The sequence below is a fragment of the Mesorhizobium sp. P170090 genome (assembly GCF_057786115.1).
Genome location: NZ_JBYNWH010000001.1, coordinates 6,015,335 through 6,031,462, shown reverse-complemented (window position 1 = coordinate 6,031,462; position 16,128 = coordinate 6,015,335). Strand labels below are relative to the sequence as shown.

At 63.0% G+C, this 16,128-nt stretch carries 10 protein-coding genes; 4 read left to right on the top strand and 6 right to left on the bottom strand.

What is annotated here, in order from left to right:
* Positions 1-9: 9 nt before the first annotated feature.
* Complete coding sequence (locus tag AC3EML_RS29080; protein ID WP_023686416.1) at positions 10-1,059, bottom strand: threonine aldolase family protein; 1,050 nt, start codon at positions 1,057-1,059, stop codon at positions 10-12.
* Between the two features lie 508 nt (positions 1,060-1,567).
* Between AC3EML_RS29080 and gltB the strand changes: the two genes are divergently transcribed.
* Positions 1,568-6,319 carry a glutamate synthase large subunit gene (gene gltB, locus AC3EML_RS29075; protein ID WP_488505371.1) on the top strand — a complete coding sequence of 1,584 codons (4,752 nt, stop codon included), beginning with the start codon at positions 1,568-1,570 and terminating at the stop codon, positions 6,317-6,319.
* A gap of 140 nt (positions 6,320-6,459) precedes the next feature.
* On the top strand, positions 6,460-7,914 hold the full coding sequence (locus AC3EML_RS29070) for a glutamate synthase subunit beta (RefSeq protein WP_023671207.1): 1,455 nt from the start codon (positions 6,460-6,462) through the stop codon (positions 7,912-7,914).
* Here AC3EML_RS29070 and AC3EML_RS29065 read toward each other — a convergent pair.
* Both AC3EML_RS29065 and AC3EML_RS29060 read right to left on the bottom strand, forming a co-directional pair.
* Positions 7,911-9,116 carry an SGNH/GDSL hydrolase family protein gene (locus AC3EML_RS29065; RefSeq protein WP_023714037.1) on the bottom strand — a complete coding sequence of 402 codons (1,206 nt, stop codon included), beginning with the start codon at positions 9,114-9,116 and terminating at the stop codon, positions 7,911-7,913. The genes AC3EML_RS29070 and AC3EML_RS29065 overlap by 4 nt on opposite strands.
* 103 nt (positions 9,117-9,219) lie before the next feature.
* Positions 9,220-10,443 (bottom strand): lytic murein transglycosylase, encoded by a 1,224-nt coding sequence (locus AC3EML_RS29060; protein WP_023714036.1) that lies wholly within the window; start codon positions 10,441-10,443, stop codon positions 9,220-9,222.
* A 207-nt stretch (positions 10,444-10,650) separates the two neighbouring features.
* Between AC3EML_RS29060 and galU the strand changes: the two genes are divergently transcribed.
* Positions 10,651-11,556, top strand: coding sequence for a UTP--glucose-1-phosphate uridylyltransferase GalU (gene galU, locus AC3EML_RS29055; protein ID WP_023714035.1), 906 nt, complete (start codon positions 10,651-10,653; stop codon positions 11,554-11,556).
* On the opposite strand, the gene AC3EML_RS29050 is transcribed toward galU, so the two are convergent.
* Complete coding sequence (locus tag AC3EML_RS29050; RefSeq protein ID WP_488505370.1) at positions 11,557-13,341, bottom strand: outer membrane beta-barrel protein; 1,785 nt, start codon at positions 13,339-13,341, stop codon at positions 11,557-11,559.
* A 150-nt stretch (positions 13,342-13,491) separates the two neighbouring features.
* Between AC3EML_RS29050 and AC3EML_RS29045 the strand changes: the two genes are divergently transcribed.
* Positions 13,492-14,487, top strand: a complete 996-nt coding sequence (locus AC3EML_RS29045; protein WP_023683246.1) for a KpsF/GutQ family sugar-phosphate isomerase — start codon at positions 13,492-13,494, stop codon at positions 14,485-14,487.
* Positions 14,488-14,574: 87 nt separating this feature from the next.
* Here AC3EML_RS29045 and AC3EML_RS29040 read toward each other — a convergent pair whose 3' ends face one another.
* Together AC3EML_RS29040 and AC3EML_RS29035 are read right to left on the bottom strand one after the other, a co-directional pair.
* Positions 14,575-15,039, bottom strand: a complete 465-nt coding sequence (locus AC3EML_RS29040; RefSeq protein WP_023671953.1) for an NfeD family protein — start codon at positions 15,037-15,039, stop codon at positions 14,575-14,577.
* Between the two features lie 37 nt (positions 15,040-15,076).
* Complete coding sequence (locus tag AC3EML_RS29035; protein ID WP_023671952.1) at positions 15,077-16,027, bottom strand: SPFH domain-containing protein; 951 nt, start codon at positions 16,025-16,027, stop codon at positions 15,077-15,079.
* Between the last annotated feature and the right edge of the window lie 101 nt (positions 16,028-16,128).

Below are 16,128 nucleotides of genomic sequence, written 5' to 3'. Positions count from 1 at the left end.
CTCGCGGGTTCAGGCGATCATCTGGCCGAAGCGATCGACCTCATCTGAAGTCGTGGCAAAGCTGGTGACGAAGCGATAGAGCAACTCGTCCTCGCCGACATGGCCGTCGAAGCCGTGCGGCCTGTGCCAGTCGTAAAAGGCTGCGCCGACGGATTGCAGCCTTTCGGCTTCCGCCTTTTTCATCACCGCGAACACCTCGTTGGCCTGCGGCAACCAGGCGAGCTTCGCCGTTGCCGAATCCTCGATCGCAGCCGCCAGGCGCGCGGCCATGGCATTGGCATGACGGGCCGTGTCCAGCCACAGGCCGTCTGTGAAGTAGGCGTCGAACTGCGCTGCGATGAAGCGCGACTTGGAGAACAGCTGTGCGGCGCGCTTGCGCAGGAAGGACAACTCCTTGGCGCGGTCTAGATCGAACAGCACCACCGCTTCGGCGCACCAGCAGCCGTTCTTGGTGCCGCCGAACGAGACGATGTCGACGCCGCGCTTCCAGGTCATTTCGGCCGGCGTCGTCTCAAGCGCGACCAATGCGTTGGCAAAACGGGCGCCGTCCATATGCAGCGGCAGGGAAAAGCGTTTGGCGATCTCCGAAATGGTGGAAATGTCGTCGAGCCCGTACACTGTGCCGACTTCGGTCGATTGGGTGATCGAGACGGCCGTCGGGCGTCCCCAATGGACGATTTCGGGTGCGAAACGGGCGACGGCGCGTTCAAGATTGTGCGGATCGATCTTGCCCAGGGCGCCGTCGACAGCATGGAGACGCGAGCCGCCGCTGAAATATTCCGGCGCGCCGCATTCGTCCTCGATGATGTGCGATTCGCGGTGCGCAAAGGAAATGCCGCCGGGCTTGTTGTAAGCGGCCAGGGACAGCGAGTTGGCCGCCGTGCCGGTAGCGACGAAGAACACCGCGACCTCGCGTTCGAAGATCTCGCTGAAACGCTGGTAGACGGCGCGGTCGAGATCGCCATCGCCATAGGCGGTCGAAAAGCCGCCGGCATTGGCTGACAGCCCGGCGGCAATGTTGGAATGGACGCCCGCCCAGTTGTCGGATGCAAAGAACATCAGGAAAGTCCCTGTCTGGTTGAGAAAGTCTGGTTGCGACAAGAGCGCGACCATGGCCGTTTCGGGGTTTGACGCGCAAGGGCCAAGGGCTGAAAAAGCGGTAAAGCCAAAGGCGATCACGAAGGAGCGCCGGGACCGAAATTTCGTTTCAACAGCGCCTGACGTAATTTTCTGTCGCCAAACGTCCAAGAATTGGTGAATCGGTCTTGTGTGCGCCCAGGATTTCTGCCATAAAAATTTAGGACAGTAGTGCTGTCTTATTTTGTCGCACAAGTCAGGCTGGATTGGCGTATCATTTGGGCCACTCCGGCCGTTGCCGCGAGCGACGGGTAGACGGCTCGGCTGTGGCCTGTACGATACCGGATACGAACCGGCGGTGCACCGCACGGTCCGCCAAGGATTTCGAAAAGACGTGCCGCAAGAATGAGAGCGGAAGCCAGTCGCTTCCCAAGGTAGACCAGCGCCCCAAATGCTAGACGTGCAAGGGGCCGGATCGGAGGACAGGACGATGACGGAACTGACGCCCTCTGCGATTATCGGCCAGGCCGCGCAGACGAAAGCGGCAGCCGTTAAAAATACCGTTCTGACCAAAGAAGGCCAGACCACCAACGGCCTGACCACCAATGGCATGGCCGCGCAGGGTCTCTATGATCCGCGCAACGAGCATGACGCGTGCGGCGTCGGCTTCATCGTCAACATGAAGAACGTGAAGTCGCACCAGATCGTCAAGGACGGGCTCTTCGTGCTCGAAAACCTGACGCATCGCGGCGCTGTCGGCGCCGATCCGCTGATGGGCGACGGCGCCGGCGTGCTGGTGCAGGTTCCCGATCATTTCTTCCGCGAAGAGATGGCGGCCCAGGGCGTCGAACTGCCGGCGGCAGGCCAATACGGCGTCGGCCACTGGTTCATGCCGCAGGATGCGGCACTGCGCGCCCATATCGAAGAGATCATCGCCGAATCGGCGCAGTCAGAAGGGCTGCCGCTGCTCGGCTTTCGCGACGTGCCAGTCGACAATTCATCGCTGTCGAAGGCGCCCGATATTGCGGCCTCCGAACCGTTCCATCGCCAGGTCTTCATCGGCCGCACATCGGACATTCCAGATGACGAGGAATACGAGGCCAGGCTGTACCTGCTGCGCAAGGTGATTTCCGGCCGTATCTACGCCGAGAACAACAACAAGGATATCGGCGCCTACTGTGTGTCGCTATCGGCGCGTACCATTGTCTACAAGGGCATGTTCCTGGCCTACCAGGTCGGCGCCTATTACAAGGATTTGTCGGATCCGCGTTTCGAGACCGCGCTGATCCTCGTCCACCAGCGCTTCTCGACCAACACCTTCCCGTCATGGAAGCTCGCGCACCCCTACCGCATGGTCGCGCATAATGGCGAGATCAACACGGTGCGCGGCAACAACAACTGGATGGCGGCGCGCCAAGCCTCGGTCGATTCCGAACTGTTCGGCAACAACATCTCCAAGCTGTGGCCGATCTCCTATGACGGCCAGTCCGACACGGCGTGCTTCGACAATGCGCTCGAATTCCTGTTCCAGGGCGGCTACAGCCTCAGCCACGCCATGATGATGCTGATCCCGGAAGCCTGGGCCGGCAACAAGCTGATGGATGCCGATCGCAAGGCTTTCTACGAATACCATGCAGCGCTTATGGAGCCGTGGGACGGGCCGGCCGCGGTCGCCTTCACCGACGGCCGCCAGATCGGCGCCACGCTCGACCGCAACGGGCTGCGCCCGGCGCGCTACATCGTCACCGACGACGACCGCGTCATCATGGCGTCAGAGGCCGGCGTGCTGCCGGTGCCGGAGGAGAGGATCGTCAAGAAGTGGCGGCTGCAGCCCGGCCGCATGCTTCTGATCGACCTCGCCAAGGGCCGCATCATTTCCGACGAGGAGATCAAGTCGGAGATCGCCACCAGGCATCCCTACAAGACCTGGCTCAACAACACGCAGCTGATCCTCGAGGATCTGAAGCCGGTCGAGCCGCGCGCGCTGCGCAAGGATGTCAGCCTGCTCGATCGCCAGCAGGCTTTCGGCTACACGCAGGAAGACACCAAGCTGTTGATGTCGCCGATGGCGACCACCGGCCAGGAAGCCGTGGGTTCGATGGGCACCGACACGCCGATCTCGGCGATGTCGGACAAGTCGAAGCTGCTCTACACCTATTTCAAACAGAATTTCGCCCAGGTCACCAACCCGCCGATCGACCCGATCCGCGAGGAGCTGGTGATGAGCCTTGTCTCGTTCATCGGGCCGCGGCCCAACATCTTCGACCTGGTCGGCAATTCGCGCCGCAAGCGGCTCGAAGTGCGCCAGCCGATCCTGACCAATGGCGATCTGGAAAAGATCCGCTCGATCGGCCACACCGAGGACCGTTTCGACACCAAGACCATCGACATCACCTACGGGTCGAGCGAGGGCGCGGCCGGCATGCAGGGCGCCGTCGAGCGTCTGTGCGAGCGGGCGGAAGCCGCTGTCGCCGGCGGCTACAACATCATCATCCTGTCCGACCGCCAGGTCGGTCCCGACCGTATCGCCATTCCGGCACTGCTGGCGACGGCTGCCGTGCACCACCATCTGATCCGCAAGGGTCTGCGCACCGCGGTCGGCCTGGTCGTGGAATCCGGCGAGCCACGCGAAGTGCATCATTTCTGCTGTCTCGCCGGCTACGGCGCCGAGGCGATCAACCCCTACCTTGCCTTCGATACGCTGCTCGACATGCACAAGCGTGGCGAACTGCCGGCTGAGGTTGACGCCTACGAGGTGGTCTCGCGCTACATCAAGTCGATCGGCAAGGGCATCCTCAAGGTGATGTCGAAGATGGGCATCTCCACCTATCAGTCCTATTGCGGCGCGCAGATATTCGACGCCATCGGGCTGAAGTCGGATTTCGTCGAGAAGTACTTCACCGGCACAGCGACGCTGATCGAAGGTGTCGGCCTGGACGAGGTCGCGGCCGAGACGCTCAGCCGCCACACCGACGGTTTCGGCAACGATCCGGTGCTGCGCAACAGCCTCGAGGTCGGCGGCGAGTACATGTACCGCATGCGCGGCGAAGCCCATATGTGGTCGCCCGACGCCGTCGCCACCTTGCAGCACGCCGTGCGTCAGGGCTCGTGGGAGACGTTCAAGGAGTATTCCGCGCAGATCGACAGCGAGACGGCCCGTGCTCAGACCATACGCGGCCTGTTCAGGATCAAGCTTGCGGAAGAGACCGGCCGCAAGAAGGTGGCGATAGAGGACGTGATGTCGGCGGCCGATATCGTCAAGCGCTTCTCGACCGGGGCGATGTCGTTCGGCTCGATCTCGCGCGAGGCACACACGACGCTGGCGCGCGCCATGAACCAGATCGGCGGCAAGTCGAACACCGGCGAGGGCGGCGAAGAGGCCGACCGCTATCTGCCGCTGCCCGGCGGCAGCAAGAATCCCGAACGTTCGGCGATCAAGCAGGTCGCCTCGGGGCGGTTTGGCGTCACCGCCGAGTATCTCGTCAATTCCGATGTCATGCAGATCAAGGTCGCGCAGGGCGCCAAGCCCGGTGAGGGCGGCCAGCTGCCCGGCCACAAGGTCGACGCCACCATCGCCAAGGTCCGGCACTCGACGCCTGGCGTCGGCCTGATCTCGCCGCCGCCGCATCACGACATCTATTCGATCGAGGATCTGGCGCAGCTGATCTATGATCTGAAGAACGTCAACCCGGCGGCCGACGTATCGGTCAAGCTGGTGTCGGAAGTCGGTGTCGGTACGGTTGCGGCCGGCGTCGCCAAGGCACGCGCCGACCACATCACCATATCGGGCTATGATGGCGGCACCGGCGCGTCGCCGCTGACCTCGCTCAAGCATGCCGGCAGCCCGTGGGAAATGGGCCTAGCCGAGACGCACCAGACGCTGGTGCTGAACGGGCTGCGCTCGCGCGTTGCGCTGCAGGTCGATGGTGGCTTGCGCACGGGGCGCGACGTCATCATCGGTGCGCTGCTCGGTGCCGACGAGTTCGGCTTCTCGACCGCGCCGCTGATCGCGGCCGGCTGCATCATGATGCGCAAGTGCCACTTGAACACCTGCCCGGTCGGCGTCGCGACGCAGGACCCGGTTCTGCGCAAGCGTTTCAAGGGCACGCCCGAGCATGTCATCAACTTCTTCTTCTATGTTGCGGAAGAGGTGAGGGGGCTGCTGGCCGAGATGGGCTACACCCATATCGACCAGATCATCGGCGACAGCGACCTGCTGGAAAAGCGCGAGATGATCCAGCATTGGAAGGCGCGTGGGCTCGATTTCGGCAAGATGTTCTTCAAGCCGGACGCGCCGCATGAGGCGGTGCACTGGACCGAACGGCAGAAACACCCGATCGACGATGTACTCGATCGCAAGCTGATCGAACTGGCGAAGCCCGCGCTCGAAAGCAAGCAGCCGGTCAAGATCGAGGTCGACATCCGCAATGTCGATCGCTCCACGGGCGCCATGCTGTCGGGCGAAGTCGCCAAGCGCTTCAGGCACAAGGGCCTGCGCGAGGACACGATCCAGGTGAAGCTGACCGGCACAGCCGGCCAGTCGTTCGGCGCCTTCCTGGCGCGCGGCATCTCGTTCGAACTCGTGGGTGCGGCCAACGACTATGTCGGCAAGGGCCTGTCGGGCGGACGCATCGTCATCCGGCCGCCGGAGGAGTCCAGGATCGTCGCGGCGGAATTGATCATCGTCGGCAACACCGTCCTCTATGGCGCGACCGAGGGCGAGGCCTATTTCGCCGGTGTCGCCGGCGAGCGCTTCGCGGTGCGCAATTCGGGCGTCGCCGCCGTCGTGGAAGGCGTCGGCGATCATGGCTGCGAATACATGACCGGCGGCATCGTCGTCGTCATCGGCCAGACCGGTCGCAACTTCGCTGCCGGCATGTCGGGCGGCGTGGCCTATGTTCTGGATGAGGCCGGCGATTTCGCCGCGCGCTGCAACATGGCGATGGTCGAGCTGGAGCCGGTTCCGGAAGAAGACGATCTGATGGAAAGGCTGCTGCATCATGGCGGTGACCTCGACCACAAGGGTCGCGTCGACGTCTCGGGCGACATGACCACCCATGACGAGGAACGGCTTTACCAGCTTATCTCGAACCACGTCCATTTCACCGGTTCGGTACGCGGCCGCGAGATACTCGACGACTGGACGATCTTCAGGCCGAAATTCCGCAAGATCATGCCGGTCGAATACCGCCGCGCGCTGATCGAGATGGAACGCATGCGCATGGGCGTGGCGGCGGAATAGGTTTTTCGACTTGCCGGGAGGCGCAGGCTTCCCGGCGGAACTTTCAGCGACAGTTTGACCTCGGATGCAAGGTTGCCATGGCTGCCTCAAGGGGTTAACGGGTGCGAAAACCGCACCATCTGGACAGCAGGAACTGGACTATGGGCAAGGTAACAGGCTTTCTCGAAATCGACCGGCAGGTGCACAAGTACCAGCCGGCCTCCGACCGCATCCGGCATTTCCGCGAATTCACGCTGCCGATGTCGGACAAGGAGGTCGAGAAACAGGCCGCGCGCTGCATGGATTGCGGCATCCCGTTCTGCCACGGGCCGACCGGGTGCCCGATCCACAACCAGATCCCGGACTGGAACGACCTCGTCTACAATGGCGACTGGGACAATGCGATCCGCAACCTGCATTCGACCAACAATTTCCCCGAGTTCACCGGCCGCATCTGCCCCGCGCCCTGCGAGGAAGCCTGCACGCTGAACCTCGAGGACATTCCGGTTGCCATCAAGACCGTTGAACAGGCAATCGCCGACAAGGCTTATGAAACCGGCCATATCCGGCCTTATCCGCCGGAGAAGAAGACGGGCAAGCGGGTCGCTGTCATCGGCTCCGGCCCGGCAGGGATGGCGGCGGCGCAGCAGCTTGGCCGCGCCGGCCACGAGGTCAGCGTCTATGAGCGTGAGAGCCGTCCCGGCGGGCTGATGCGCTACGGCATTCCCGACTTCAAGATCGAGAAGCACTATATCGACCGCCGCATCGAGCAGATGCAGGGCGAGGGCGTGACCTTCCATTGCGGCGTCAATGTCGGCGTCGACAAGCCGGTGGCAGAGTTGCTCGCCGGATACGATGCGGTGCTCTATTGCGGCGGTTCGGAATCGCCGCGTCCGGCCAACATTCCGGGCGACGATCTCGGCGGCGTCTATGACGCCATGCCCTATCTGGTGCAGCAGAACCGTCGCGTCGGCGGCGAGCCGATCCAGTCGGTGGCCTGGCCGTCGCATCCGATCATCGCCGGCGGCCAGCATGTCGTCGTCGTCGGCGGCGGCGATACCGCGTCCGACTGCGTCGGCACCGCCTTCCGCCAGGGCGCGGTGCGCGTCACCCAGCTCGACATCCGCCCGCAGCCGCCGGAGAAGGAAGACAAGCTTTCAGTCTGGCCCTACTGGGCGACCAAGATGCGCACCTCGTCCTCACAGGCCGAAGGTGCGGAGCGCGAATTCCAGGTGGCGACGCTCGAATTCATCGGCGAGGACGGCCAGCTGACCGGCGTCAAATGCTGCGAAGTCGACGAGAAGCGCAAGCCGATCGCCGGCACCGAATTCGTCATCCGTGCAGACCTCGCCTTCATCGCCATCGGCTTTGCCGGACCGGCTGCCGCCGGCGTGGCGAAAGAGTTGGACGGTGAGATGAAAATCACCACCGACAGCCGCCGTTCCCGCAATGTCGAAGCCAACGATCGCGACTACAAGACCAGCGTCGACAAGCTCTACGCCGCAGGTGATGTGCGCCGCGGCCAGTCGCTGGTTGTGTGGGCGATCCGCGAAGGCCGCCAGGCCGCGCGCTCGATCGATGAAGCGCTGATGGGGTCGACGGTACTCCCCCGTTAACGGTTGATCGCCGTCGTCGTATCCGTCGCGGCAGCGGCCTTGGGCGGCCAGGAGAAGTCGTCGGCGCGACCGGGCGAGGCCTCGGGCGCCTTGCCTTCGAGGATTAGTTTTTCGCCGGGCAGATCCGGATTGGCTTTCGGCGCCGCCGCCGCACCGAGAAGCTCGGTCCCGCCGTCGAGCGCCGGATCGTTGAGCAGCATCGGAACGGTGCGGTCGACCACGATCGGGGCGGCGGGCAGCGACGGCGCCTCGACCGGGGCGCCGGCCGGTGCGGCAGCCGTCACCACGCTTCCTGGCGCTGCCAGGCCGAGGATCTTGGCCAGCGGCTTTTCGGTGTAGAAGGCGAGCTTTCGCTTGCCGGCTTTCGAGACGTTGATGCCGTCGTCGGAGCGCAGCCGCACGGCCTGGCCGTTAATGTCGGGGCCGGTCGAGACAAAGGCGCCGTTCTCGTCGACGAACCCATCCCAGACATCGACGAATTCGCCGCCGTTCTTCTCGGCAGCAGAGTGGTAGATGTCGTTGAAGGCGAGCATGTCGGAGGTCATCTTCGGCGTCTTGAAGGCTGGCATGCCGACCCACAGATAAGGCACCTTGGTCGCCGCCAGTGCCTTTCCCAAGGCTTCGGTCCGGCGTTCGTATTCCTTGGTCCAGTTCTCGGAGCGCGGCTGCTCGCGCACATCGTTGACGCGCATCTGCTGGCGGTCGTTGGAGCCGAGCATGACGACGACCACGGAGGGTTTTTCGGTCTCGACCAGCGATTTGACCTGTTCGGGCCAATTGTAGACATCATCGCGCACGAAACCCGAAGAACCGTTGGCGCGCTCGACGATCCTGACGTTGGCATTGTCGGCAAAGGCTGTTTCGAGGCCTTCGGCCAGGCCGTTGGCCATGAAATCGCCGATCACCAGAACGACGCGGGCATCCGGTGTCTTCTCGACAATCGGAGCGGAAGGTTCAAGGGGTGCACGGGGCTTCTTCTTGACCTTCGGCTTTGCCTTGCGGACGTCGAGCGGCGGCTCGATGCGTTCGCTGCGGCGCGGGAACAGAAGGTCGCGCAGCGACCAGCCGCGGTTCTGCGGTTGTTCCTGCGCCAAAGCCGGTGTGTGGAAACTGCCGGCGACCCCCGTCGCCAGGACAACGATGGCCAGAACGAGGATCGGCAAGCGGAAAACGATCACACGGATACGCGCTGCCGAAACCAAGCACCCTCTCCATCCCTTGGTGCATGGCCCTCGCAGAGGATCGTGCACACATCAATGCTACGGCATCCCTTGTGCGCCGCAATGCGCGGCGCTGCCGATGGCTCTATTTCTTTCTGAGCCATTTGAGCACTTCCATGCTCGGATACCCGTCCTGGGTCAAGCCGACCGTTGCCTGATAGGTCATGATGGCGGTTTTCGTGCCGTCACCGATCTTGCCGTCGAACTTGCCGTCGTAAAGTCCGTGCTGCGAAAGCCGCTTCTGCAACTCCTGCCTTTCCTCGAAGGACAGTTTGGTGAAAGGCCGCTTCCAGTCCTGCACCAGACCATTAGAGCCGGCGATTTCGTCGGCAAGAAGGCCGACGGCCAGGGCATATTTGTCGGCGTTGTTGTAGGCCTTGATGACGGAGAAGTTCTTGATCATCAGGAAGGCCGGTCCGCCGCGGCCGTCCGGCACTTTCAGCGTCGCCTTGTCGGTTGCGTTCTTGAACGGCTTGCCATTGGCCCTGGCGACGCCGAGCGCCTGCCACTGCGCCAATGTCTTCGAGCCGGCCGGCAGTTTGCCCGCCGGAATGGTGACCTCGTAGCCCCAGGTCTTGCCGCCCTGCCAGCCATTCTTCTTCAGCAGATTGGCTGATGTCGCCAACGCATCGGGGATCGAATTCCAGATGTCGCGCTTGCCGTTGCCGTCCATGTCGACGGCATAATGCTGGTAGCTGGTCGGGATGAACTGGGTCTGGCCCATGGCGCCGGCCCAGGAGCCCATCAGGTGGCTTTCGTCGATGTCGCCGGTCTGCAGGATTTTCAGCGCGGCGACCAATTGGGTGCGGGCGAATTTCGAACGCTTCGGGTCGCCATAGGCGAGGGTTGCCAGCGAGCGGATGACATTGCGCATGATGTCGTCGCGCTTGAGGATCTCGCCATAATTCGATTCCATCGACCAGATGGCGAGCAGGATGTAGCGGTCGACGCCGAACCTCGCCTCGATCCGTTCCAGCCACGGCTTCCATTTCCTGGCCATCTGCTGGCCGACGGCAACGGACTGGTCGTGGACGCGGTTGTCGAAATAGTCCCAGGCAGGTGCGGTGAATTCGGGCTGGGTGCGTGCCTTTTCCAGCACCACCGGGTCGGGTTCATTGATGCCCCGGAACGCCCGGTCGTAGACCGCGCCGGAAACGCCGCCCGCCACGGCGGTGGCGCGGAAGCCGGCGACCCATTGCCGAAACCCGGCATCGGCGAAGGCCGGTCCGGCCGGCATCAGCAAGGCGAGCGAGAGGCTGGCCGCCGTCAGCACGCTGGTAAAGAGTTTTGCGGCACTGCGAACGGACATATTTTCCCCTTTCTTTATCTCAGGAAAGACCATTCATCGCCGAACCGGGTTAGCAATTGGTTTACCATAGGCGGCGCCTGGAACGAAAAGACACCTGGATGCTTTACCGGTTGATGTTTCCCTCAATGGCCCGATAATCCACAATTCCGGCGCGAAAATGTCGCGAGGCGGGATTGCCGGGCACGCCCTCAAACGGATAATTGACGCATGAAGCGAGTTCGCAAGGCAGTTTTCCCGGTCGCCGGTCTCGGCACACGGTTTCTCCCGGCCACAAAGGCCATCCCCAAGGAGATGCTGACCGTCGTCGACCGGCCCGTCATCCAGTATGTCGTTGATGAGGCGCGCGAGGCCGGCATCGAACATTTCATCTTTGTCACCGGCCGCAACAAGGCGGTCATAGAAGACCATTTCGATATCCAGTTCGAGCTCTATGATACGCTGGCACAGCGCGGCAAGGACGAGCAGTTGGCCCGCCTGCAGCGGCTGCAGCCGGCGCCTGGGCAGACCTCCTTCACCCGCCAGCAGGTGCCGATGGGGCTTGGCCATGCCGTCTGGTGCGCCCGTGAACTGGTCGGCGACGAACCCTTCGCGCTGTTGCTGCCCGACATGATCATGCAGTCGGAGAAGAGCTGCACGAAGGCCATGGTCGAGCTCTACGAGGAGACGGGCAACAACATCATCGCCGTGCAGGAATGCGATCCGGCCGAGACCCACAAATATGGCATTGTCGGCCGGGGCGAGGACACGCATCACGGCTTCCGCATCACCGAGATGGTCGAAAAGCCGAAGACCGGCACCGCACCGTCCAATCTCTACATCAACGGCCGCTACATCCTGCAGCCCGAGATTTTCAAGATCCTGGAAAGCCAGGAAAAGGGCGCCGGCAACGAGATCCAGCTCACCGACGCGATGCTGAAGCTGGAAAAGCAGCAGCCCTTCTTTGGCTACCACTTTCAGGGCCGCACCTTCGATTGCGGCTCGCCGGAAGGGTTCGTCGAGGCCAATGTCGCCTTCGCGCTGTGGCGCAGCGACATGAACGAGAACATGGCCGGCGTCATCCGCACGCTGCTCGATGAGATGAAGCCGTCCGAGCGTCGCGGCGCTGCTTTTTAGCTACCGCTGCAGCTTCAGCCCCAAATAGATGCTGTTGGCGGTGTAGTTGCGCCCGGGCAGATTGCTGGTCAGCTTTTCGGTGCGGGCGCGGCTGGTGAGACCGACGTAACGGTTCAGCCACCAGGTCAGCCCGGCCTCTGCACTCAGTGTCATGTCATGGCCGTCGGAGCCGGTGTAATTGCGCCAGTCGAGCCCAAGGGCTGCGTTGCCGGTCAGGTCGGCGCGGATCTGCCGCTCGCCGGTGAGGCGGCCGGAATAGAGGATGTCGCCGCTCTCACCGGCATTCGTTGTGCCTTCGACCGTGGTTCGCCCGGTGAGGCCGATGATGGTGCCGCGCTCGGGCGACCATTTGAGGTCGGCATTGATGGTGGCTCCCGAAATCGCCTCCAGGTTCTTGTCGTCGATCGCTTCCCGCAGCCAGCCGGCCGAGAACTCACCTTTGAGCTTCTCGCCCATGTCGACTTCGATACCGGCGCGTGCGCCAAGCCGGGTCGAAGAGCGCTCGAAGCCCTTGTTGTCGATCCGTTGGTCATATACCCGGCGGCCGAGCTCAATCTCGGCAAAGGGCGTCAGAGCCGGGGAAATTTCATAGCCGGTCCGCAACGTTGCGGTATAGAGCGTGTTGTCCTGGTCCTTCTGCGACAGCGAGGTGCCATCGGTAAGTTCGGCATCGCCATAGATGTCGTGGGTGACTGCGCCGGTCAGCGCAAAGCGCATCTTGCCAACGTCCTTCTCGACGCCGAGGCTGCCGTCGACCGTCTGGCGGATCGGCTGCGATTTGACGCCGGCAATGGCGTCGGGCGCGGAGGCCGATTCCGGCGCAATCTCGTAGCCGAGCTTGGCGATGGCGCGCAGTTCATTGTCGAGGTCGACATTGTACGTGCCTTGGATACGGCCGCGTGCCTCATTGATCTTCTGGCCCGAAATGGTGTTGCGGAAATTGCCGTAGCCGTCGATGACCGCCGAATTCTCGCGCCAATCGGAGGCGGCGGAGAAACGCAGCGCCGTTTCGGACAGCACCGCCGACTTGCCGCCAGCGCTGGAATCGGCGTTCGACGTGACGGCAACGCCCTGCTCGAGCGTCGGCCGCAGCAGGAACGAGCCGACCTTGATGCCGGTTGCCGCGTACGGGTCGTCCTCGAGCTTCTTCTTCTGGCCCTCGATGGCGTTGGTGCGCTCGGCGCCGGGGTCGAGCTTTCGTCGGTCGACGCCGTCGACGGTGAGGACACGGCGGTTAGCTGTGTCCTGATCGGCGTCGCCTGCCGCAGTGCCGTCCGGGGTCGTTCCGGTGGTGGTCTGGTCCGTGGCTTTGCCAGGCTTCTTCTTGTCGGCAGCCTTGGTTTTGTCCTTGGCCTTGTCTGCATCCGCGGCGGCGCGTTGCTTTGCCGTCGACGGACGGCGTGGCTGGACGGTTGGCGGCTTGTCGGCGAACGAATTGTCGATGGTCGCCGGCGGGTCGAAAATGCTGTTTGCGCCGGCCTGTGACGGGTCGGTGTCGTCAGGCAAGGCGCCATCGCTGGCCGGCACATAGGCGGTTGGCGTGTTTCCCGTGGGGGCGGTGTCGGCAGGGGCGGGCTTGACCTGCGTGTTGGCCTTGCTCAATTGCCTGGCCCGGCGCTGCTGGTCGGACAGGATCGCCGATTCCGAAACTTCACCCCGCAGCTCCGTCTCCTGGGCATGAAGCGCAGTTGGCCGCAGCAAAGCGAGCACGCTCGTCGCCAGAAGCAGAGCGCAAAAGGCTCTGCCCGTTCGACCTTTTTTCTCTTGAGGCTGGGCCCGCGACATCGTCACCACTGCTTGCGCGGCGCAAGCGCGCCATACTTACCGAACCGTAAACGGGGATGGTTAACGGAGGGTTGAAGGGCGGCCTGTCGGACATGGCTGGACGGCAATTCTGTTGGACAGGCGAACGGCAAAGCGCTAATCGCATCAGCCATGCATGCGGGATCCCAAGAAAAGAAGCCTTTGGAGGCTTCGATCGCCTCGGCGCTGAGAACGGTAGCCACGGAACAGGCCGGCGTGGCGGCATTGGCCGCCGCGCTGGAGAACGAACTGGCCGAACCTTTCGCCCGCGCCGTCGACATGGTGTCGCGCATCAATGGCCGCGTCATAGTCACCGGCGTCGGCAAAAGCGGCCATATCGGCACTAAGATCGCGGCTAGTCTGGCTTCGACCGGCACGCCTGCCTTCTTCGTCCATCCGGCGGAGGCCAATCATGGCGACCTTGGCATGATCGCCAGAGACGATGCCATCATCGCCATGTCATGGTCCGGCGAGAGCAAAGAATTGATGGGCATCGTCGCCTATTCCAGGCGCTTCTCGATCCCGCTGATTGCGATTACCGCGGGCGCGGCCTCGGCGCTGGCGCGCGCGGCCGACGTGGTGGTGCTCCTGCCGTCCGCGCCGGAAGCCTGCCCGCACGGTCTGGCGCCGACGACATCGACCCTGCTGCAACTGGTGGTCGGCGATGCGCTGGCCATAGCGCTGCTCGAAGCGCGCGGCTTCACGCCCGACCATTTCCGCACGTTCCACCCCGGCGGCCAGCTCGGCGCCAATCTCACGCAGATCCACGAGATCATGCATGTCGGCGAAAGGCTGCCGCTGGTGGCTTCCGGCACGGGCATGCGCGAGGCGATCCTCGAATTGTCGAACAAGGGCTTCGGCTGCGTGGCGATCGCGACGGCGGATGGCGCGTTGGTGGGCATCATCACCGATGGCGACATCAGGCGTCACATCGGCAGCAATCTCATGGAAATGAGCGTCGATCAGGTGATGACGAAAAAGCCGAAGACGGCCACACCGGACACGCTGGTGGCGACGGCGCTGCAGATTATCAACAATTCGGCCATTACGAGCCTGATGGTGGTCGAAGGCAGGCGGCTCGTGGGACTGGTTCATCTGCACGACCTGCTGCGCATCGGCGCCGCCTGAAAAAATCAAAGGACGCGTCGCGTTCGGGAAGCCCTAGACGACGCGGCCTGATTTTCCGGATCGAAAGCGCCATGCGCTTTCGAAATGTCAAACAGCCTCGACGGTCAGTTCCAGATCCGTGTCGGCCGAACTGACGACGCGCACCTGCGTGCCGGCCGGCAGGTCGGGACCGGAGACGCGCCACAGTGTGTCGCCGAGTTTGATGCGGCCGCGACCGTCCTTGATCGGCTCGGCCAGCGTTGCCATCCTGCCGACCAACTGCGCGCCGCGCCGGTTGAGCAGCGGCTGGTCGCTAGGGGTATTACGCCCACCAACCAGCTTCTTTCCGGCAAAGGCCGAGACCAGCGACAGGGCCAGGAAGGCGAGGACCTGGACTTCCCAGGCCCAGAAGCTTGCGTCCCAGACGAGCAGGGAAATCACACCGATCACCAATGCGGCGATGCCGATCCACAGCATGAATATTCCTGGCGCGATGACCTCCATCACCAGGAGGACGAAGCCCAGAACCATCCAATTCCACGGACCAAGTTCGGAAATGATGCGGTCGAACATGGGAGTGCGCTCCTATGATCTCAGTTCTCAGCTAGCCTCAATTCTCGCTTGGGCGAACCACCGGAGGGCGGGCGGCCTGCCTGGCGGCGCCGGCAGTGCCTTCGCTGCGGAACACCTCCCTGGCGATCTCGCTTATGCCACCGAGCGTGCCGATCAGCGCCGAGGCTTCCATCGGCATCAGCACGACCTTGCTGTTGTTGGCGGTGCCGATCTTGCCCATCGCTTCAGTGTATTTCAGCGCCACGAAGTAGTTGAGTGCCTGCACGTCGCCCTTGGAGATGGCTTCCGATACAACCTGGGTGGCTCGCGCTTCGGCTTCGGCCGAGCGTTCGCGCGCCTCGGCGTCGCGGAAGGCGGCTTCCTTGCGGCCCTCGGCCTCGAGGATCTGCGACTGCTTGAGGCCTTCGGCGGCGAGGATCTGCGCACGCTTGTTGCGTTCGGCGGTCATCTGACGGCCCATCGATTCGATGAGGTTGGCCGGCGGATTGATGTCCTTGATCTCGACGCGGGTGATCTTGATGCCCCACGGATGCGCCGCTTCGTCGACGACGCGCAGCAGCCGTTCGTTAATGGCGTCGCGGTTCGACAGCAGTTCGTCGAGGTCCATCGAACCCATGACGGTACGGATGTTGGTCATCGTCAAATTGAGGATGGCGTTCTCCAGGCCGGCGACCTGGTAGGCGGCCTGGGCCGCATTGAGGATCTGGTAGAAGGCGATGCCGTCGACGCCCACAATGGCGTTGTCGCGCGTGATGATTTCCTGGCTCGGAACGTCGAGCACCTGCTCCATCATGTTCATCTTGGCGCCGATTCGGTCGACGAACGGCACGATGAGGTTGAGGCCGGGGCTTAGTGTTTTGGTGTAACGACCAAAGCGCTCCACCGTATAATTATAGCCTTGCGGGATTGTCCGGATGCCTTTGATAAGAAGCACCAACACCAGAAAGGCAAGCGCACCAATCGCAATACCGAAACCACTGAAGTCCATTTGTATCTCCCTCAGATGCCGGCCATGGCGTTGATTCCATGCAACCGACTTCACCAAACACTTAGGTGTGTTTCAATAATGTTACAATCAGGTGATCGTTG